21 protein-coding genes and 1 tRNA gene are annotated in these 18,093 nt (G+C 60.7%); 7 read left to right on the top strand and 15 right to left on the bottom strand.

What is annotated here, in order from left to right; genetic code table 11:
• Positions 1-37: 37 nt before the first annotated feature.
• The 7 genes from AC2A1F_RS03140 (at position 38) to AC2A1F_RS03110 (ending at position 6,630) form a co-directional block, all read left to right on the top strand.
• Positions 38-1,708, top strand: coding sequence for a putative bifunctional diguanylate cyclase/phosphodiesterase (locus AC2A1F_RS03140; RefSeq protein ID WP_484207302.1), 1,671 nt, complete (start codon positions 38-40; stop codon positions 1,706-1,708).
• Between the two features lie 83 nt (positions 1,709-1,791).
• Positions 1,792-2,601 (top strand): diaminopimelate epimerase, encoded by an 810-nt coding sequence (dapF, locus tag AC2A1F_RS03135; protein WP_484207301.1) that lies wholly within the window; start codon positions 1,792-1,794, stop codon positions 2,599-2,601.
• Complete coding sequence (locus tag AC2A1F_RS03130) at positions 2,598-3,881, top strand: MiaB/RimO family radical SAM methylthiotransferase (protein ID WP_484207300.1); 1,284 nt, start codon at positions 2,598-2,600, stop codon at positions 3,879-3,881. The genes dapF and AC2A1F_RS03130 overlap by 4 nt, the downstream gene beginning before the upstream one ends.
• Positions 3,878-4,804 carry a signal recognition particle-docking protein FtsY gene (gene ftsY / locus AC2A1F_RS03125; protein ID WP_484207299.1) on the top strand — a complete coding sequence of 309 codons (927 nt, stop codon included), beginning with the start codon at positions 3,878-3,880 and terminating at the stop codon, positions 4,802-4,804. The genes AC2A1F_RS03130 and ftsY overlap by 4 nt, the downstream gene beginning before the upstream one ends.
• Complete coding sequence (locus AC2A1F_RS03120; RefSeq protein WP_484207298.1) at positions 4,801-5,460, top strand: inner membrane-spanning protein YciB; 660 nt, start codon at positions 4,801-4,803, stop codon at positions 5,458-5,460. The genes ftsY and AC2A1F_RS03120 overlap by 4 nt, the downstream gene beginning before the upstream one ends.
• 124 nt (positions 5,461-5,584) lie before the next feature.
• Complete coding sequence (locus AC2A1F_RS03115) at positions 5,585-6,157, top strand: urate hydroxylase PuuD (protein WP_484207297.1); 573 nt, start codon at positions 5,585-5,587, stop codon at positions 6,155-6,157.
• 167 nt (positions 6,158-6,324) lie between these two features.
• Entirely contained in the window at positions 6,325-6,630 is a 306-nt protein-coding gene (locus AC2A1F_RS03110; protein ID WP_484207296.1) for a hypothetical protein, read from the top strand.
• A gap of 56 nt (positions 6,631-6,686) precedes the next feature.
• Here the strand turns inward: AC2A1F_RS03110 and AC2A1F_RS03105 are convergent, their stop codons facing one another.
• From AC2A1F_RS03105 to AC2A1F_RS03035, 15 genes are all read right to left on the bottom strand, one after another.
• Positions 6,687-7,040, bottom strand: a complete 354-nt coding sequence (locus AC2A1F_RS03105) for a response regulator (protein ID WP_484207295.1) — start codon at positions 7,038-7,040, stop codon at positions 6,687-6,689.
• 10 nt (positions 7,041-7,050) lie between these two features.
• Positions 7,051-8,034 carry a sensor histidine kinase gene (locus AC2A1F_RS03100; protein WP_484207294.1) on the bottom strand — a complete coding sequence of 328 codons (984 nt, stop codon included), beginning with the start codon at positions 8,032-8,034 and terminating at the stop codon, positions 7,051-7,053.
• A gap of 117 nt (positions 8,035-8,151) precedes the next feature.
• On the bottom strand, positions 8,152-10,092 hold the full coding sequence (locus AC2A1F_RS03095; protein WP_484207293.1) for a potassium transporter Kup: 1,941 nt from the start codon (positions 10,090-10,092) through the stop codon (positions 8,152-8,154).
• Positions 10,093-10,283: 191 nt separating this feature from the next.
• Complete coding sequence (locus tag AC2A1F_RS03090) at positions 10,284-10,982, bottom strand: tetratricopeptide repeat protein (RefSeq protein WP_484207292.1); 699 nt, start codon at positions 10,980-10,982, stop codon at positions 10,284-10,286.
• Positions 10,979-11,413, bottom strand: coding sequence for a cytochrome c-type biogenesis protein (locus tag AC2A1F_RS03085; protein ID WP_484207291.1), 435 nt, complete (start codon positions 11,411-11,413; stop codon positions 10,979-10,981). The genes AC2A1F_RS03090 and AC2A1F_RS03085 overlap by 4 nt, the downstream gene beginning before the upstream one ends.
• A complete protein-coding gene (locus AC2A1F_RS03080) occupies positions 11,410-11,976 on the bottom strand; it encodes a DsbE family thiol:disulfide interchange protein (RefSeq protein WP_484207290.1) in 567 nt (188 codons plus the stop codon). Before AC2A1F_RS03080 ends, AC2A1F_RS03085 begins: the two co-directional genes overlap by 4 nt.
• On the bottom strand, positions 11,973-13,928 hold the full coding sequence (locus AC2A1F_RS03075; RefSeq protein WP_484207289.1) for a heme lyase CcmF/NrfE family subunit: 1,956 nt from the start codon (positions 13,926-13,928) through the stop codon (positions 11,973-11,975). Before AC2A1F_RS03075 ends, AC2A1F_RS03080 begins: the two co-directional genes overlap by 4 nt.
• Positions 13,925-14,395 (bottom strand): cytochrome c maturation protein CcmE, encoded by a 471-nt coding sequence (gene ccmE, locus AC2A1F_RS03070; RefSeq protein ID WP_484207288.1) that lies wholly within the window; start codon positions 14,393-14,395, stop codon positions 13,925-13,927. The genes AC2A1F_RS03075 and ccmE overlap by 4 nt, the downstream gene beginning before the upstream one ends.
• Positions 14,392-14,532, bottom strand: coding sequence for a hypothetical protein (locus AC2A1F_RS03065; protein ID WP_484207287.1), 141 nt, complete (start codon positions 14,530-14,532; stop codon positions 14,392-14,394). Before AC2A1F_RS03065 ends, ccmE begins: the two co-directional genes overlap by 4 nt.
• 7 nt (positions 14,533-14,539) lie before the next feature.
• A complete protein-coding gene (gene ccmC, locus AC2A1F_RS03060) occupies positions 14,540-15,268 on the bottom strand; it encodes a heme ABC transporter permease CcmC (protein ID WP_484207286.1) in 729 nt (242 codons plus the stop codon).
• A gap of 155 nt (positions 15,269-15,423) precedes the next feature.
• Positions 15,424-15,500 (bottom strand) — tRNA-His (locus AC2A1F_RS03055).
• 91 nt (positions 15,501-15,591) lie between these two features.
• Positions 15,592-16,581 (bottom strand): type II secretion system minor pseudopilin GspK, encoded by a 990-nt coding sequence (gene gspK / locus AC2A1F_RS03050; protein WP_484207285.1) that lies wholly within the window; start codon positions 16,579-16,581, stop codon positions 15,592-15,594.
• Complete coding sequence (gspJ, locus tag AC2A1F_RS03045; RefSeq protein ID WP_484207284.1) at positions 16,578-17,174, bottom strand: type II secretion system minor pseudopilin GspJ; 597 nt, start codon at positions 17,172-17,174, stop codon at positions 16,578-16,580. The genes gspK and gspJ overlap by 4 nt, the downstream gene beginning before the upstream one ends.
• On the bottom strand, positions 17,171-17,560 hold the full coding sequence (gspI, locus tag AC2A1F_RS03040) for a type II secretion system minor pseudopilin GspI (protein ID WP_484207283.1): 390 nt from the start codon (positions 17,558-17,560) through the stop codon (positions 17,171-17,173). The genes gspJ and gspI overlap by 4 nt, the downstream gene beginning before the upstream one ends.
• The gene (locus AC2A1F_RS03035) at positions 17,550-18,008 is read right to left on the bottom strand and encodes a GspH/FimT family pseudopilin (protein ID WP_484207282.1); all 459 of its coding nucleotides are present in this window, start codon (positions 18,006-18,008) and stop codon (positions 17,550-17,552) included. Before AC2A1F_RS03035 ends, gspI begins: the two co-directional genes overlap by 11 nt.
• Positions 18,009-18,093 lie beyond the last annotated feature (85 nt).

The following is an 18,093-nucleotide window of genomic DNA, read 5'->3' as shown; positions in this document are numbered from 1 at the left end:
GCAATCCGCGATCACGGCAAAAAGCGGAAACGGGATTATGGCTTCCATGCCGGTTGAGACGGACCAGACTACAGACAACGGCAATGCCATGGCGCATGATCTGGTCGGTCTGGGTATAATTGTTGCAGCGGTGCTCATGTTTGTAGCCACCGGATCATCAGTTTTGACCGACTTCCTTCTTCTGTTGCGAACCGGAACTCCCCCGCGTGAACCGATGCTGGGCGTCGCGCTGATCCTCAACGTGGCCCTGCTGCTGTTTGGCTGGCGGCGCTACGTAGACCTCACCCGCGAAGTGGGTCAGCGCCGTTTGGCCGAAGAAACCGCCCATCGCCTCGCCCACACCGATCCGCTGACCGGCTGCCTGAACCGTCGCAGCGTTGGCCCGGCGCTGGAAGAGATGATCCGCACGGCGCGCATTACCGGCCATGAAGTGGTCGTGATGATGATGGATGTCGACAATTTCAAGCGCTCCAATGATGCGCACGGCCATCAGGCTGGTGATGCGATCTTGATGCAATCGGCAGAGCGCATTCGGGCCATTTTGCCCGATCGCTCGATCATGGCGCGCCTGGGCGGTGATGAATTTGCCTTTGCTGCGATCTATGACCCTGATCATGTCGAGGCCATCGACCGGCTCATGGCGCGTATCAGCATCGGCGTTGCCAAGCCGGTGGAAGCCGAAGGTGTCTTGCTTGAAGTAACCGCATCGTTCGGTGTTGCCACTTCTGCAGGCCGCGATCCGAACGAGACGCACGGCCTTGCCGCCAAGCTGATGCATCAGGCCGATCTTGCCATGTATCAGGCCAAGAAATCGGGCCGTAATCGCTATTGCTGGTTCGAACAGAACATGGAAAGCGAACTGCGCTTCCGCAGCGAACTGGAACGCGGCATCCGCGATGGCATTCCCCGTGGCGAATTCATTCCTTATTACGAAAAGCAGGTCGATCTCGATACCGGAGAGCTCACTGGCTTTGAAATGCTGGCACGTTGGAACAATCCGCAGCACGGCCTGCTTTCGCCTGAAATCTTCATCCCGATTGCCGAAGAAATCGGCCTGATTTCCGAACTTTCCGAAAGCCTGATCCGCCGTGCGCTTAGCGATGCGCGCGATTGGGATCCCAAGTTGACACTGTCGGTCAACATCTCGCCGTTGCAGTTGCGGGATCCGTGGTTTGCGCAAAAACTGCTCAAACTGCTGGTAGAGGCCAATTTTCCGCCGCACCGGCTGGATATCGAGATTACCGAAACCTGTTTGCATGAAAATATCGGCGTGGTGCGCACGCTGATCACCAGCCTGAAAAACCAGGGCATCCGCATCAGTCTGGATGATTTTGGAACTGGCTATTCATCGCTTGCCCAATTGCGCACCCTGCCGTTTGATCAGATCAAGATAGATCGCTTCTTCGTCTCCAGCCTTGGCACAAGCAGCGATAGCGCAACAATCATTGAAGCCATCTCATCGCTGGGCAAAGGTATGAACCTGCCCATCACTGCCGAAGGTATTGAATCACCTGAAGTCCTTGCTGCCATTCGCAAGTTTGGATCATTCAAGGGCCAGGGCTTTCTTTACGGCCAGCCGTCAGACGCAGAAGGTGTACGCTCGATCCTTGCCGAAAACAGCCTGCTTGCGGCTGCCGCCGAAGACAAGGTGAGCCTTGGCGAAAAAGCGCCCAAACTTCGGGTACCCCGCAAAGCTGCATCGGCCTGAGGCCTAAGATCTTGCCCTGCTGAAGCACTGCTTCCCGGCGCAACAGATTGCTTTGCAGCGCTGCAGTCCCTAAGTCGCGGGACATGCGCATCTCTTTTCGCAAAATGCACGGCCTGGGCAATGATTTCGTGGTAATCGACGCCCGCGATGCGCCGGTTGCCATGACCGCGCGCCGCGCCGCTGCCCTGTCAAACCGCCGCACTGGAATTGGCTGCGACCAGCTGATCGTGCTGCAACCTTCGCAAATCGCTGACGTCAGGATGCGGATATTCAACCACGATGGTGGCGAAGTGGAGGCCTGCGGCAATGCCTCTCGCGCGGTCGGCCTGCTTCTGGGTGCTACGCAAAGCATTGAAACACTTGGAGGCTTGATCCGTTCGACGGCAACCGACGATGGCGTTTCTGTCGATATGGGCACACCACGGCTGCGTTGGGATGAAATTCCTGTGTCCTATGCAATGGACACGCTGGATATGCCGGTGGGCTGGGAAGATCTGGAAAACCCGGTCGGTGTCAATGTCGGCAATCCGCATGTGATCTTCTTCGTGCCCGATGCCGACGCGGTGGAGCTTGAACGGCTCGGGCCTCTGATCGAACATGATCCGCTTTTTCCGCAAAGAATCAACGTCAACGTTGCCAGCGTGGTTGGTCCTGATCACCTCAGGCTGCGCGTGTGGGAGCGCGGCGTGGGCCTGACGCAGGCTTGCGGCACGGGTGCGTGCGCTACCGCGGTCGCCGCAATCCGTCGCAAACTGACTGGGCGCAAAGTGCGCGTGGATCTGCCGGGTGGGCCGCTGACCATCACTTGGTCAGAAAATGGCTCCATCGACATGACCGGCCCTGCTACGCTCAGCTTCGAAGGCACGTTCGAGGACGCTGATTTCCCCGCATGACGTCCGAAGTCATCTCATTGGGCTGCCGCCTGAACATTGCCGAAAGCGAGGCGATCCGGGGCTTTCTGGCCGATGGTCCGCCCACCGTCGTGGTCAATTCCTGCGCGGTAACCGCCGAAGCCGTGCGCCAATCGCGCAAGGCAGTGCGAAAGCTGCGGCGCGAAAATCCTGGCGCAAGGCTGGTCGTCACAGGGTGCGCGGCAACGATTGAGGCCGATGCTTTTGCGGCGATGCCCGAAGTCGATGCGGTGGTTTCCAATAGCGTCAAGCTCGATCCCACCAACTGGCGTCCCCGCGCAGGCGGGGACCTCAGGGTTGTTGATGAACGCCTGAGGCCCCCGCCTTCGCGGGGGAGCGGTGAACAGTTGGAGCGGGGGAGCAATGTTGGACTTCACACCCGTGCCTTCGTGCCGGTGCAGAACGGGTGCGATCATGCCTGCACGTTTTGCATTATCCCCCAAGGGCGCGGAAAAAGCGTTTCCCTGCCGATAGTTGACCTGCTTTCTGCGGTTGAAAACGCGATATTCCTGAACAGCACCAAGATGCACCTAGATGCACCTAACCCGCATCAGGGCGTCAATGAGGTGGTGCTGACCGGGGTTGATGTAACGTCATGGGGCGCTGATCTGCCGGGCACTCCCAAACTGGGGGATTTGGTTGCGGCAATCCTCGACCGGTTTCCCACTCTCCCCCGGCTTCGCCTCTCTTCGCTCGACGGGGTGGAGATTGATCCGCTTTTGTTTGACCTCATCACCGCTGAACCGCGCGTAATGCCGCACATCCACCTCTCGCTCCAATCGGGCAGCGACATAGTGCTCAAACGGATGAAGCGGCGGCATACCCGCACGCAGGCGATTGACCTTGTGCAGCAGATGAAAGCGCGGCGGCCCGATATTGCCATCGGCGCAGACCTGATCGCCGGGTTCCCCACTGAAACCGCTGAAATGCATGAAGAAAATGTCTCGATCGTGCGCGAATGCGGCATCGTTCACGGCCATATCTTCCCCTATTCCCCCCGCCCCGGCACCCCGGCAGCGCGGATGCCGCAAGTCGATCCGGTACTGGTGCGCGAACGCGCGGCCCAAGTGCGCGCTGCGGTGGCAGACGAGCGCGCCCGCTGGCTTGCCACGCTGATCGGCAAGCCTGCGCAAGTGCTTGCCGAGCGCGACGGAACCGGCCATGCGCCGCACTTTGCGAGCTACCGTGTACCGCAAGGCACCCCCGCCGGGAGCTTGGTGACGGTGACGCCGACCAAGATCGTTGAAGGAATGTTGGAATGAGTGGCGAGAGTTGGTCCGAGCGACTTCTCGGAGGTTTTCGCAAGACTTCTGAACGGCTTGCCGAAAACCTTGGCAGCATCGTCGGCGCATCGCGACTGACCGAGGCGCAGCTTGACGATCTGGAAGACGCGCTGATCCTCTCCGACTTAGGCCCGCGCGCCGCCGCGCGCATCCGTGAGAAGCTGAAGGCGGCGAAGTTCGAGAACGGTGTTGACGAACAGGGCGTGAAGGAAGCCGTGGCAGAGGAAATCGCCGCGATCCTGCGCCCCGTGGCCAAGCCGCTGGAAATCACAGCCTTTCCGCGCCCGCAAGTGATCCTGGTGATCGGCGTGAACGGTTCAGGCAAAACCACCACCATCGCCAAGCTGGCGCACCTGTTTCAGGAACAGGACTATGGCGTGATGCTGGCCGCCGGAGACACTTTCCGCGCCGCCGCCATTGGCCAGCTGAAGGTATGGGCCGAGCGTTTGGACGTGCCCATCGTGACTGGGCCGGAAGGCGGCGACCCAGCGGCCATCGTGTTCGATGCGGTGAAATCGGCGACCGATACCGGGATCGATACGCTGATCGTCGATACCGCAGGGCGATTGCAGAACAAGCGCGAACTGATGGACGAACTGGCCAAAGTGCGCCGCGTTTTGGGCCGCCTGAACGCTGAGGCGCCGCATGACGTGGTGCTGGTGCTTGATGCCACGAACGGGCAGAACGCATTGCAACAGATCGAGATTTTCAAGGAAGTTGCAGGCGTGACCGGCCTGATCATGACCAAGCTGGACGGCACCGCGCGCGGCGGTGTGCTGGTGGCTGCGGCCGAGCAATATGGCTTGCCGATCCATGCCATCGGCGTGGGCGAAAAGATTGATGATCTGCGCCCCTTCGATCCCGATCTGGTCGCCAAGGTCATCGCAGGAGTTTACCGGTGAGCGAGACAAAGCCCAAGCCCAAGTCATCCTGGATCAACCTGCTGGTCGATTACGGCCCTCTGCTCGTGTTCTTTCTGGCCTATCGCTATTTCAAGCCCGAAGGCGGCGATGCAGGGCTGGCTGAAGTGGTGGCGGTGACCAAGGGCACGGCGGTGTTCATGGGCGCAACGGTGCTGGCGCTGATCATCTCCAAGCTGCGTCTGGGCAAGATTTCGCCGATGCTGTGGCTATCGACTGTGCTGATTCTGGGCTTTGGCACGTTGACCGTGCTGCTTGGCGATCCGTTCTGGATTCAGGTGAAGCCGACCGCGATTTATTTGCTGTTTGCCGCCGTATTGTTTGCCGGGCTGGCGCGCGGCAAGGCCATGTTGCGCTATTTGCTCGAAGCGGCATTTGATGGATTGAGCGATGAAGGCTGGTTGAAGCTGTCACGCAACTGGGGGTTGTTCTTCCTGTTTCTGGCTGGGCTGAACGAAGTTTTGCGCCACTTTTTCAACACCGCCAACGGCAACTTCGAAATCTGGCTGCAGGCAAAGCTGTGGGGCGTGACCACGCTTTCGTTCCTGTTCACCTTCTCGCAGATCCCGATGCTGCTGAAACATGGGCTGGCCGTGGGGGCCGAAACCGAGGTCGAGAAGAATCCCCCGCACGATTGATCGGCAAAGGCCGCAACCTATTTTTGTGTGACTTTTGCGACGTGCTGCCTAATATGCGCGATAACCGGAGGGGCATGGTCGTGTCCCTGCAAAACATGACGGTTGCAAATAGGGGGAAATTCTCATGGCCAAGTTCTTTGGCAATCTTCATCTCGTTCTCGTCGTAGGTCTTGTTGCGGCGATTGCGCTGATGCTGGCCTATGGCGATTCCGCGCCTGTCGATGCGAACGCCGTGCTGCGTTGGCTTCACGTGTTCTTCGGCATCGTGTGGATCGGCCTGCTCTATTATCTGAACTTCGTGCAGGTGCCGACCATGCCCAAGATCCCTGCCGAACAGAAGGGCGCGATCACCGGGCACATCGCACCCAAGGTGTTCTTCTTCTTCCGCTATGGCGCACTGCTGACTGTGCTCACCGGCCTCGGCATTGCGGCTGTTTCAGGCTATGCGCATCAGGCGATGACCTTCACCGGTGAAGGCAATGTAAACCTGATTGGCGTTGGCATGTGGCTGGCGCTGATCATGGCATTCAACGTGTGGTTCATCATCTGGCCTGCCCAGAAGAAGATCCTTGGCATCGTGGAAGCCACTGCCGAAGAAAAGGCTACCGCTGCACCGCGCGCACTCTATGCCAGCCGCACCAACACGCTGCTTTCGCTGCCGATGCTCTATGCGATGGTGAGCGCAAACTTGGGCTAAGCACCGCGTAAGAATATGGTTATCTGGCAGGGCGCAGTATCCTTATGGATCCTGCGCCCTGTTCATTTAATGCCAAAACGCCTTTGCCGGGATATTCTTGCGCAGTGGTGCGTTGCAGCTTCAACCTGCAAATGCGGGTCTGATATACACTGGGAGTCATTCACGAAATGCGTAAACTCATCCTGATCGCCGCGACTGCGGCCAGCGCGCTCGCCCTTACAGCTTGTTCGGAAAAGACGCAGGAAGCTGCTGAAACCACCGCAGAATCAGCTGGAAACGACGTGGCCAGCGCAGCGGACAAGGCTGCTGCTGCAACCGACGAAATGGGCGACAAGGCGGCAAAGGCCGTGGATGATGCCGCCGCGGCGACAGATGAACTTGGCAAGGAAAGTGCCGCGAAAGCCAAGCAGGAAACGGCAGAAATGGAAGCCAGCCTGCACAACGAATCTGTGGCAGAAGCCAAGAAAGACTGAGAATTCCGTCAGACAGCCCGGGGCGGCGCGTGCGCCGTTCCCGGATGCTGCTGATATCAAGCAGAAAAGAAGGCGCCAAGTTTGTCCAAAAGCTGCGACGAGACATAGGGCTTGCCCAGAATTGGCCGGTCATCAAACGGTGCATCGACCGAGCCATAGCCTGTGGCGATGACAAACGGCACACCACGTTCTGCCAGCGCTTCTGCGAGCGGCAGACCGGGCTCTCCGGCAAGGTTCCAGTCCAGCACGGCCGCATCAATGCCACCTGCGGATATGGCCGATAGCGCTTCGCTGACGCGCCCCACCGGGCCCAGCGCAATCGCGCCAGCATCCTCGAGCGTATCGCAAAGCATTGCCGCCACGATGAATTCATCCTCGATCACGAGGATGCGCTTATCCTTGAGCATCATTGGCCTTCGATCATCTTTCCATTCCTGCGGTATCGCCTGCCTTGCATATCTCGGCGGGTAAGGTGATGCGGCACCGCACGCCTTGCGGATCGAGATCAAGTTGCACCGATCCCCCCAGTTGCCGGGGAATTGCATCGGACACAAGCCGCGACCCAAACCCTTTGCGGACTGGCGCACGCACCGGCGGGCCACCGCTTTCCTGCCATTCCATCATAACATCCCCATCGGGACAGAGCGACCAGACGATCGAAACCTTGCCACTGCTTGCGGACAAGGCCCCGTATTTCATCGCATTTGTGGCAAGTTCATGCAGTACCATGACCAACGAAACCGTGGCCGTTGACGAGATAAGCACGTTTGGCCCGCAAAACTGCACCCGATTGTCGCCATGTTCGCAGATCAACAAGCCGTGGTGCACGATCTCGGCCAGTGGCACGCCGGTCCAGTTCGTCCGGCTGAGCGCATCGTGCGCTGCAGACAAGGCGGCGATCCGTTCGTTGAATGCCCCCACAGGCGCAGCAGGCAGTTTAGCGCCCCGGAAGGTTTGGTGTGCCATGGCCTGAACCACCATCAGCGTGTTTTTGACCCGGTGGTTCAGCTCATCCACCAGCAGTTCAAGCTGTTCTTCCAGTTGTTTGCGCTCGGTAATGTCGATGCCGGTAGACTGCGCCACCTGCCAATTGCCGTGTGCATCAAATTCCAGCGCGTGATTGCGCCACAGCGTCCACCGTGGGCCTGTGGCGGATTCAAAGCGGTTTTCGATGGTAAGTTCAGGGCTTTGTGGGGTCAGCCGAGCAAGCATGGCCGACACGTGTTCGTGATCCTCGTCCGAAACATGCTTCCACAGATTCCGCCCGGTTAAATCCGCCGGTTCCTGCCCCAGCGTGCGGGCATAGGCGCGATTGACGAACAAAATCGTGCCATCGGCACGAAAGCGGCAAACCATTTCAAGCTGGGCATCGAGTATTTCGCGCAAGAGCGCCTTATCAGACATTGCGATGCGCCCTTCTTGGCTGGTCTAGAGGGCAAGATAGCTGTTTCCCTCGCTATTCCAAGCCTGTGACGGGTTAGAGCCGGTAGATGCGCTCTGTCCGGGATCGTTGCAGATGGATCAGATCTTCAATTGGCTGCCAAGTTCGACCACGCGGTTTGTTGGCAGGCGGAAGAATTCCATGGCGCTGGCGGCATTGCGCAGCATCCACGCGAACAGCTTTTCCCGCCAAAGCGCCATGCCTGGCTTGTCTGATGCGATCAGAGTCTGGCGCGAGAGGAAAAAGCTGGTCTTCATCATGTTGAACGGTTCACCGCACATGCTGACCTTCTTGAGCGCGGCGGGCACATCGGTTTCCTCAAGGAAGCCGAAGCGCATGGTCAGGCGGTAGAAGCCATTGCCGAAATCCTTGACCGAAAAGCGTTCCGCTTCCTCAACGAAGGGGACGTCTTCGATCGATACGGTCAGGATCACCACGCGTTCATGCAACACCTTGTTGTGCTTGATATTGTGCAGCAGCGCTGACGGCACGCCCGCTGCGGTCGAAGCCATGAATACGGCCGTGCCCGAAACGCGCGCGGCGCTGGAATGGGCAGACTTGGTGAAAACTTCCAGCGGAATGGTGCCTTCAGCCATATTGGCCCGCATCAGGGCGCGCCCGCGTGACCATGTGGTGAGCAAGGTGAAGATGGCTACGCCCATCACCAGCGGCACATAGCCGCCATCGGGAATCTTGGTCAGGTTCGCACCAAGGTAGGCTGCGTCGATTGCAAAGAACAGCGCCAGCATGGCAATGGCCGCCGGCATTTTCCACTGCCAGAGTTTGAACAGCACCACGGCCAGCAGGAAATTGTCGATCAGCATCGCACCGGTCACCGCAATGCCATAGGCGGCGGTAAGGTTTGATGAGCGCTGGAACATCAGCACCAGCAGGATCACCGCGATCATCAGCGCCCAGTTGATGACTGGAATGTAGATCTGTCCTGCGGCGGTCGAGGTATGCTTGATCGTCATGCGCGGGATGAAACCAAGCTGGATCGCCTGCTGCGTGACCGAGAACGCGCCCGAAATCACCGCTTGCGAGGCAATGACAGCAGCAGCCGAGGCGATGAACAGCAGCGGCCACTGGAACCATTCCGGCGCAAGGAAATAGAACGGGCTTTCCAGCGCTGCGGGATTGCGGATTAGCAGCGAGGCCTGCCCCAGATAGTTCAGCACCAGCGCGGGCAACACAAAGACCAGCCACGACATGCGGATCGGCTTACGCCCGAAGTGGCCCATATCGGCATAGAGCGCCTCTGCCCCGGTGACAGCCAGCACGGCTGCACCCATGGCAAGGAAACCGCGAAACGGATCCATCGCAAACATCTTGACCGCATAGTGCGGGCTGAGCGCGGCGATGACTTGCGGATATTGGGCGATGCTCATGGCACCAAGCACCGAGATGGTGGCGAAATAGAGCAGCATGATCGGGCCGAAAAAGGCCGCAACTTTGGCTGTGCCCCGGCTTTGGATAAAGAACAGGCCGATCAGGATGGTTACCACCAGCGGCACGATCAGGCCCTGCATCGATGGGCGATAGACCGCCACACCCTCAATCGCGCCCATCACCGACACCGCCGGTGTGATCATCGAATCGCCATAGAACAGCGCGGTGGCGAACACGCCGAGCAGGATGATCCCCTTGCCCCAGCGTTTGCCATCTGTGTGCTGATTGATCAGCGCCAGCAGCGCGAGGCTGCCGCCCTCCCCCTTGTTGTCGGCGCGCATGATGATCGTCACGTATTTGAACGTCACGATGATCATCATCGACCAGAACATCAGGCTGATGATGCCGTAGATATGCAGCAGATCGAGCGGGAGCGGATGGTGCCCGGCGAATGTATCGCGCAAGGCGTAGAGCGGACTGGTGCCGATATCGCCAAAGACCACGCCAATGGCGCCTACGGCGAGCTTCAGGAGTGGGCCTTGCGTATGGCCGTGCCCGCCCGGGCCTGTGGCTGTGGCCGCGCCGGGCGCACCTGTGCCGGGGCGTTCTGCTGTGGTTGCGGCATTACTCATGACGACCGTGCCCCCGGCTTTTCAGCCATTTGCCATCCCCCGGAACGGTGGAATGGCGCGGCGCTTTAGCACCGCCCCATAACCCCTGCAATGGGGCGGTAACGACAACCGGATGAACCGAAAGGCAGAGCCAGAGACGCCGTCTCGATCATGCGATTTAGGCCAGCGATTCAGGCCGGTGCTTAAGGCAATTATTCAGCCGCTGCGCCCGAAACAGCAGGGGCTGGAGGTCCTGCCTCTACCGGCGAACCTGTGGTTTCGGCGCCCGCTGTCATGGCCATCATCGAATCGATCCGTTGCACCCGCGCGGCCAGATCGGCCCGATATGGGGCACTTGCGGGCGAGCGTTCGAGCAGTTCGGCCCACATCGCCCGGGCTTCAGGCAAGCGGCCCGACTGCGCAAGCGCGAGGCCCATGAAGAACGGCGGTCCGGGATGGGCGGGGTCGATGTTGGCGGCCCGTTGGAAAGCGAATTGTGCGGCAGGGGATATGACCCCATCGCTATGGCCGACCAGCGCATTGCCCAGCGAGACCCACAGGTCGGCATCCTGCGGGAACTGCTGCGTGCCTTTGCGCAGCACTTCGGCGGCAGCGCCGAACTGGCCTTGGCGGGCAAGTCCATCGGCAAGGATCATCCAGCTTTGGCCCTTGGCAAAGCCATCGCCCATCTGCTGACGCTGTTTGAGCAGGGCTTCATCGGCGGCGCGCTTATTTTCAACCGGGGCCTTGGGGGCACCGGGCAGCGATGGCGCCCCCTGCAACGCGTACCCAGCGATGCCGACAAGCAGCGCAGCGCCGGTCAATTCCCACCCGGCGCGCGGCAACTTCAACGCAAAGGCCATAATGCCAAAGGCGGCGGCGGCGATCAGCAGGATGATGGCCCAGGTCATGCGTTATCTTCCTTGGCCTTGGCGCGCCGGAAACGCCCGCGCAGCAGCAGCACGGCGAGTAGCAGGAATACCAGTGGCGCAGCAAAAAGCGGCCACATGATCGGTTTGTTCTGCGGCGCATAGCTGACATAATCGCCATACCGCTCGATCAGCCAGGCGCGGATGGCTTCAGGATCCTCACCGGCAGCGATGCGGGTGCGGACTTGATGCCGCATATCGCCTGCCATTGGCGCATCGCTATCGGCAATCGACTGGCTCTGACACTTCAGGCAGCGCAAGGTTTCCATCAGCCTTTGCGCGCTGGCTTCCTGCGTCGGATCATCAAGCTGCTTGTAGGCCAGCGGTGCGGGCGGCATCTGGTCTTGCGCTGCCAGTGGCGCGGTGAGAAGCAGGGCGATGGCCAGCCACAACGATGTTGCAAGACGCTTCATGATTGCGCCTCTTTCAACTTCTGCAGGATCAACGGCACATCTTCAGGGCGGATTTCGCCAATGTGCTGATAGCGGATCACGCCTTTGCCATCGATCACGAAGGTTTCGGGCACGCCCGATGAACCAATGCCCACCTGCACCTCGGACAGATCGTCCTTGCCGATCCGGGCAAAGGGGTTGCCATAATTGGCGAGGAAGCGGTTCAAATCCTCGGGCCGGTCACGAATGGCCACACCGTCAATCTCGACGCCCTGTTGGCGCAAGGCTTCAAGCTGCGGAGCCTCTACCGCGCAAGGCACGCACCAGCTGGCGAAAACATTGAGCAGACGTGGTTTGCCGGTGGTCATAGCGGCAGTAGACAGGCCAGGCCGGTCTGCAACGGCAGCGGGCAGGTTGAATTGCGGAAGGGGCTTGCCGACAAAAGCGCTGACCACATCCCGGTCTGCCGGGCGATAGAGCCCCCAAATGACGAGCACGAAAAATGCCCCGAACAGCGCGAGCGGGAGCCAGATGGCCAGACTGGAGCGTTTGGGCCCTGAGCGTTTCGGTGCTTCCTCGCTCATTTCAGCATGTCCTGCTGCGCTTTGCGGAAGGCGATCTTGTCCGTCGCGCGCACGCGCTTCACATCCTGCGCCACGCGACCGAGCAGTGCAATCAGACCGCCAAAGGCCACCAGCAGCCCGCCCAGCCAGATTAGCGGCACGAACGGCTTCCACCAGAAGCGCATCTGCCAGCGGCCATCATCACCCTCGTTGCCCAGAACGGCGTAGAGCTGGCCGTTCCAGCGCGTATACAGCGCAGATTCCGTACGCTCCCCCGGAGGCGAGGTAAACGTGCGCGCCTGTGGGCGCAGAAGAACCGGCGTGCCACCATTGTGAGTGGCGCTGACCGTGGCCTCGATCGCGGTCCAATTCGGCCCAGCAACCGGCCCCATGCTCTCAAGCTTGACCGTGATCGGGCCGACCTGTTGCGTATCACCCACGTTCATGGCGGCGAGCCGTTCAATCGAAAAAGCGCTTTCGCTGGCCGCGCCAAACAGGGCCACACCAAGGCCGCAATGTGCCAGAACCATGCCCCATACGGCCAGCGGTGTGCGGCGCAAGTTACGGCCCTTGAGCGGCAACCAACTGCCCACGGCAAGGCCGACACCCACCGCAAGGCCAAGCATGGGCAGAATGCGGATCGACGGGAACATGAGCACGACGCCCAGCAGCACCAACGCCACAACCAGCGCCGGGATCGCCACCGTGGCGGTGATCCGCGACGGCTTGTCCTTGCGCCAGCGCAGCAGTGGCCCAACGCTCATCATCAGCATCATCGGTATCGCGAAGATGGCCGAAACAGGGTTGAAATAGGGCGGGCCGACCGAGACTTTGGCGTCGAACGCCTCGGTCATCAGCGGGTACAACGTGCCAAGCAACACAATGCCCAGAATGCCGCAGAGCATCACATTGTTGAAAACAAGGCTGGCTTCGCGGCTGACGAGGCTGAAGCGTTCGCCTTCGGTCACGGTCGAAGCGCGGATGCCGAACAGCGCCAGCGCACCACCGATGTAGATCGCAAGCAGCGCCAGAATAAACGAGCCACGCTCAGGATCGACCGCGAAAGCGTGAACGGAGGTAAGAATGCCCGAGCGGACGAGGAACGTGCCGACCATCGACATGGAAAACGCGATCACGCCGAGCATCACGGTCCACGCGCGCAAGGCGTTGCGACTGGCAAGGACCGATGAGGAATGCAGCAGTGCCGTAGCGGCAAGCCATGGCATCAGCGAGGCATTTTCAACTGGGTCCCAGAACCACCAACCGCCCCAGCCGAGCGTATAATACGCCCAGTAGGACCCAGCGGTGATGCCAACCGTGAGGAAAATCCACGCGCCCAGCACCCACGGCCGCATCGCGCGGGCAAAGGCCGGACCTACATCGCGAGTGATCAGCGCACCGATGGCAAAGCTGAAGGCGACCGACAGGCCGACATAGCCGACATAGAGCGTGGGCGGATGGAAGGCGAGGCCGATGTCCTGCAGAAGCGGGTTGAGGCCTTGGCCTTCAGGTGCAGGTTCAGGCAAACGCTCGAACGGGTTCGAGGATAGCAGCAGGAACGCGTAGAAACCTAGGCTGACAAAAGCTTGCCCTGCCAGCGTGGCAATCAGCGTGTCTTCGCGCAGCCGCTTTTCCACCAAAGCAACAACTCCGCCAGACATCGCCATGACGGTAATCCACAGCAGCATCGAGCCTTCGTGGTTGCCCCATGTGCCCGCCAGCTTGAAAATGAACGGTTTCATCGAATGGCTGTTGGCAGCGACCAGCTTTACCGACAGGTCCGTTTCCAGAAACAGCGAAACCAGGCAGACGAACGAGACGCCCACCAACAGGCCTTGAATAACAGCAAGCGGGCGGACCACGCCTGCCAGCACCTGCCCACCCGGACGCAGCGCAGAGAAGCCCGCAAACAATTGCAGCACGGCAAGGGCTGCGGCCATCCACAGGACGGCAAGGCCGATTTCGGCGATCATTGCGTTTGCGCCACCACTTGCTTGGCCTGTTCTGGAGTCATGTCGCCCATCTGGCGCGGGACATAGTTTTCATCGTGCTTGGCCAGAAGGTTGTCGGCCACAAAGGTGCTACCCTCCATGCGCCCTTCGGCAACCACGCCAGATGCTTCGACGAACAGGTCGGGCGTGATGCCAGTGAAGCGCACAGGCACCCGGGCCTTACCATCGCTGACCACGAAATCGATGGTGATGCCGTCAGCGCGAGTTTTCAGCGAGCCTTTTTCCACCATGCCGCCGAGACGGATGGCGCGACCTTCTTCCGGCGGGTCTTTCACCAGATCGGCCGGAACGTAGAAATAGCTGGCTTGGTTAGACAGTGCATAGGCCGCAAGCAGCCCCGCACCAACCAGCGCGACAAGAGCGATGACAATCAGGACGAGGCGCTGATGCTTGGGCTTGATGCCGCCGCCGGAAACCTTGGTGTTCACTTTCCTCTGACCTTATCCCTGCGGCGTTCTGCGCGGACCATGGCAGCCAGCGTCCAGCCGACCAGCAAAAGCGTGCCGATCACCCCCACTGATAGCGCGGCGATAACATAATCCCACTGCTCAAGACCTTCACGCATCGTACTGTTATGCCATGGCTTTCCGGCGCAAACGCGCCTCGGCCTGAATTTCGGCCAGAAGAGTGCGCATGCGCGCGATGACGACACCACCAAACACCAGACTGAAGCCCAGCGCTGCAATGAGCAGCGGCCACAGGAAAGTGCCATCAATGGCGGATTTGCCCGCCGTGATCGAAGGTGGCTGGTGCAGGCTGTTCCACCACACGACCGAGCGGTTGATGATGGGAATGTTGATCGCACCAACCAGCCCGAAAATGGCGGTGATGCGATTACCTCCGCCGCCGCCTGCCATATCGCGCTGCGCTGCACCGGACAGCGCGATATAGCCGAAATAGAGGAACAGCAGAACGAGGAAGCTGGTCAAGCGGCCATCCCACACCCACCACGTGCCCCACGTGGGCCGCGCCCAGATTGATCCGGTGGCAAGGCAGATAGCGGTAAAGACCGCGCCTGGCACCGCTGCAGCACGCCCGGCAATGGCGGCCAGCGGGTGCCGCCAGACGAGTTCTACCAAACTGGCTATCGCAATGGTGGACCATCCGGCCATGCCAAGCCAAGCCGCAGGCACATGAATAAACAGGATGCGGACGGTTTCGCCCATCAGCCGGTCCGGCGGGACGACGAGCACGCCGTACAGGACCGCACCCATCGACAGGAGCAGGCCGGTGACCAGCAAAAGTGGCATCATCCAGCGGGCAAGGCGCAGGAAACGGGCGGGATTGGCGAAACCGTGCATAGGCGCGGGGCAGTGTGATCCTTCTCCCGGAAACGTGCGCGTCCGGTCCGCTAACGCTCTGCCACTGTGCGCGCAAAGCCGCAAGCGCAATGGCGGCAAGCCACACCAAAAGGCTATGTCCCCGAAGGGTTGAATTAGCAATTTCAGGAGGAAAATGGGGCGACCGAGGGGGTTCGAACCCCCGACCTCCGGTACCACAAACCGGCGCTCTAACCAACTGAGCTACGGTCGCCACATCATCTGCACGGAACACGCCGTGCGGGGCGGTCCCTTTGCAGAAAGGCGCGGGAAAGGGAAGCAGAAATTTTGCCTGGGTGTGCTGATCACCGGCTGAAACGATCCCCCCATGTGCGGAACGCCACGCGCGGCGGGTTCAGCCCGACATCAATCAGCGCCTGTTCTTCAAGCACAGCCGAATCGACCGTGACCGTCTGGCTAAGCAAGAACCAGCGGCTGAGCACTTGCACCTGGCTTTCGCCCTCCCCGCCACCATCGGGAATGCCGCCAACGCTTCGAAGCGCATCTTCGGCTGCTGCCCAGCCGAGTGCGGGCCGGCTGGCGATCAAGGCGCGCGCGCGATCCACAGAAATTGCAGTCGGCGCGGTCATGGCCAAAAGCGGGGCCTGATCAGCACGCAAGGTATTGATATTGATTGGGGAAAGCTCTGCTGTCGGAAGTGCGCAGAGCCATGGTCGAAGGCGTTCATAGAACTGCGGTGTCATGCCGCGCACCGCACGAATCTCGCTCACGTCGCCAATCAGGCGGCCCGCCGTGCGATAGGGTACGGGGCGGCCTTGATAGCTGTCGTCTTCAGCGCCGTTGGGTGCGGGCGCATTGTCGGTGTCAATCCAGTCCGCCGTCGAATCGCTGATAATCGCGGTCTCCGCCTCGGGGATGGCAAGGCTGCGCATCAAGGCGCGCATCTGGGTTAACCCGGCAACCCGCAGCCGGTTTTGCCCTTGTGCATCCTGTTCAACCAACGAATTGAGATTGAAGCAATTCCCGGCATCATCCACCCGCACCATCACGGTGCCGCGCGGCAAGGACAACGGAAATTCGCGCCCCAACAGGCCAGTACGATCAACCGTGCGTTCGTCAGACTGATCGACCAGCGCCTTGATCCGCGCCATGGCCAGGGTTTCGGCACTGGTGGCATAGAAGCGCGCCTGCGTCATCGCCTGCCCATTGCCGGCAAGGCGCGTGGCCAAATTCAGGCGATCGAGCATGACAGCTGCAATCACCGCCATCACCGCCACCAGCAGCAGAACGGAAAGGAGCGCCGCGCCGCGCTCTTTCGGGTTTCGTGCGCTCACTGGTAGTTGACCCCGACCAGCGAGACGATGCGCAAGGGCGGCACCCCTTTTTGCGGGATGAGCAATTCCACCGCCACAGGCAGTTCGGTGGAAAGCTGCGGCTCCCACCGGTCACGCCAGTTGCCATCCTTGCTACGGAACCGAACTGTCGGTGCGGCTGTCACGGGCAGGACTTCGCTTGGACGATCAGCAGTTGCGCCATCGGGATAGGGGTAGCCTGCGCGAACCAATGCCGTGGATGTGATGCGATATTCCACCTTTTGGAGGCCGGGCCGTGGTGCGCCATCGAGATTGTCCCACCCGCTGCGAGTGAAGCGGATCACCATGCCGTCGGTGTTTGCCTCGAACGCAGGGCGCGGTGTGCCCGACTGGTCACGCGAAGGGCGCGGCACGGCCTGCGCCAGATCAGCGGTCCAGACAGACAAGAAGCGGCGCTGGGCGGCTATGGCGTCAGTCTTCGAGCGGCTGGCAAGTTCGGCATCGACCGAAAAACGCAGCAAACCCAGCGCGCCGACCGCGATCACTGCAAACAAGGCGAGTGCGACCAGCATCTCGACCAGAGTAAAGCCATTACGGGCAGGTGGTTTGATCATGCACCCGGCATACGCGTGAAATCGAGCGTGAAAGCCTGCGACCCTGAACCCGGCGTTGCTTCGCGCACTGACAGCGTAATAGAAAGCACGCCATAATCAGCCTGATTGGCAACCGTGCGGGTCCACTGAAATCGGCGGCCTGCGTTCTCGATTGCGCCACTGGCGCTGCCAACGGGTGGCGGCGCAGGGTCGGTCAATATCTCGGCCGCCATGTTCTGCGCCACGATCTCGCGCAGAAGGCGCTGATCAAGATCGGCGGTGCGGGCGATGCTGGCACCTTCCATCTGCAACAATGCCAAAGCGGCAATGGCAAAGACCGATAGCGCGACCAACAGTTCGAGCAGGGTGAAGCCATTGGGCTGGCGGGGTGTGCGGTCAGCCTTCATCCAATGTCACCTTGCCATCGCGGCGCAGCTGGATGACCAGCGAATTGCCATCGCGGGTGAGCCGGACGGCCGCATCGCTGCTCGCAAGGCCAAGCGAATCGATCACGACGCGCTGGCGCCCGGCGCTGGCCGTGGTTCCGGTGGCCCAGCTGGTGAGGTCAAAGCCCTTGCCGGGCAGCGGCTGCCATTGGCCTTCCATCCGCCGTTCGAAGTAATAGCCGCGTTCGCTGACCACCAGCGCAATCGGGCGGGCCCCTATAATCGCCTCATCCCGCGCAGCCAGCGTGCGGGCGGCAAAGCGCTCGGCCTCTTCACGCAGCCGGCGTTCGTCGCCGGGGATGGTGAGCACGGCCACGGAGGCCAGCAGGCCCATGACCATCAGCACGACCATCATCTCGACCAGCGAGAAGCCGTTGCGCGCCGGGCGCTGAGGAGTGGGTCGAACCATGGCACTTCGCATGCGGCAGAAACGTGACGGTTTTACGACCAAAGCGCCAGCACGTTCAAGTTGCGGCAGGCGGGACGGATGCATA

It is taken from the genome of Novosphingobium sp. HNCC26BN242 (assembly GCF_057180525.1).
Note: the sequence above shows the minus strand (reverse complement) of the source record. Positions and strands in the feature narration are given on the sequence as shown.

Bases quoted from the DNA above. Each gene is read 5' to 3' on its own strand.
- AC2A1F_RS03140 (WP_484207302.1), top strand. From the start codon at position 38: ATGGCTTCCATGCCGGTTGAGACGGACCAGACTACAGACAACGGCAAT.
- dapF (WP_484207301.1), top strand. From the start codon at position 1,792: ATGCGCATCTCTTTTCGCAAAATGCACGGCCTGGGCAATGATTTCGTG.
- AC2A1F_RS03130 (WP_484207300.1), top strand. From the start codon at position 2,598: ATGACGTCCGAAGTCATCTCATTGGGCTGCCGCCTGAACATTGCCGAA.
- ftsY (WP_484207299.1), top strand. From the start codon at position 3,878: ATGAGTGGCGAGAGTTGGTCCGAGCGACTTCTCGGAGGTTTTCGCAAG.
- AC2A1F_RS03115 (WP_484207297.1), top strand. From the start codon at position 5,585: ATGGCCAAGTTCTTTGGCAATCTTCATCTCGTTCTCGTCGTAGGTCTT.
- AC2A1F_RS03110 (WP_484207296.1), top strand. From the start codon at position 6,325: ATGCGTAAACTCATCCTGATCGCCGCGACTGCGGCCAGCGCGCTCGCC.
- AC2A1F_RS03105 (WP_484207295.1), bottom strand. From the start codon at position 7,040: ATGATGCTCAAGGATAAGCGCATCCTCGTGATCGAGGATGAATTCATC.
- AC2A1F_RS03100 (WP_484207294.1), bottom strand. From the start codon at position 8,034: ATGTCTGATAAGGCGCTCTTGCGCGAAATACTCGATGCCCAGCTTGAA.
- AC2A1F_RS03095 (WP_484207293.1), bottom strand. From the start codon at position 10,092: ATGAGTAATGCCGCAACCACAGCAGAACGCCCCGGCACAGGTGCGCCC.
- AC2A1F_RS03090 (WP_484207292.1), bottom strand. From the start codon at position 10,982: ATGACCTGGGCCATCATCCTGCTGATCGCCGCCGCCGCCTTTGGCATT.
- AC2A1F_RS03085 (WP_484207291.1), bottom strand. From the start codon at position 11,413: ATGAAGCGTCTTGCAACATCGTTGTGGCTGGCCATCGCCCTGCTTCTC.
- AC2A1F_RS03080 (WP_484207290.1), bottom strand. From the start codon at position 11,976: ATGAGCGAGGAAGCACCGAAACGCTCAGGGCCCAAACGCTCCAGTCTG.
- AC2A1F_RS03075 (WP_484207289.1), bottom strand. From the start codon at position 13,928: ATGATCGCCGAAATCGGCCTTGCCGTCCTGTGGATGGCCGCAGCCCTT.
- AC2A1F_RS03065 (WP_484207287.1), bottom strand. From the start codon at position 14,532: ATGCGTGAAGGTCTTGAGCAGTGGGATTATGTTATCGCCGCGCTATCA.
- ccmC (WP_484207286.1), bottom strand. From the start codon at position 15,268: ATGCACGGTTTCGCCAATCCCGCCCGTTTCCTGCGCCTTGCCCGCTGG.
- gspJ (WP_484207284.1), bottom strand. From the start codon at position 17,174: ATGATCAAACCACCTGCCCGTAATGGCTTTACTCTGGTCGAGATGCTG.
- gspI (WP_484207283.1), bottom strand. From the start codon at position 17,560: ATGAAGGCTGACCGCACACCCCGCCAGCCCAATGGCTTCACCCTGCTC.
- AC2A1F_RS03035 (WP_484207282.1), bottom strand. From the start codon at position 18,008: ATGGTTCGACCCACTCCTCAGCGCCCGGCGCGCAACGGCTTCTCGCTG.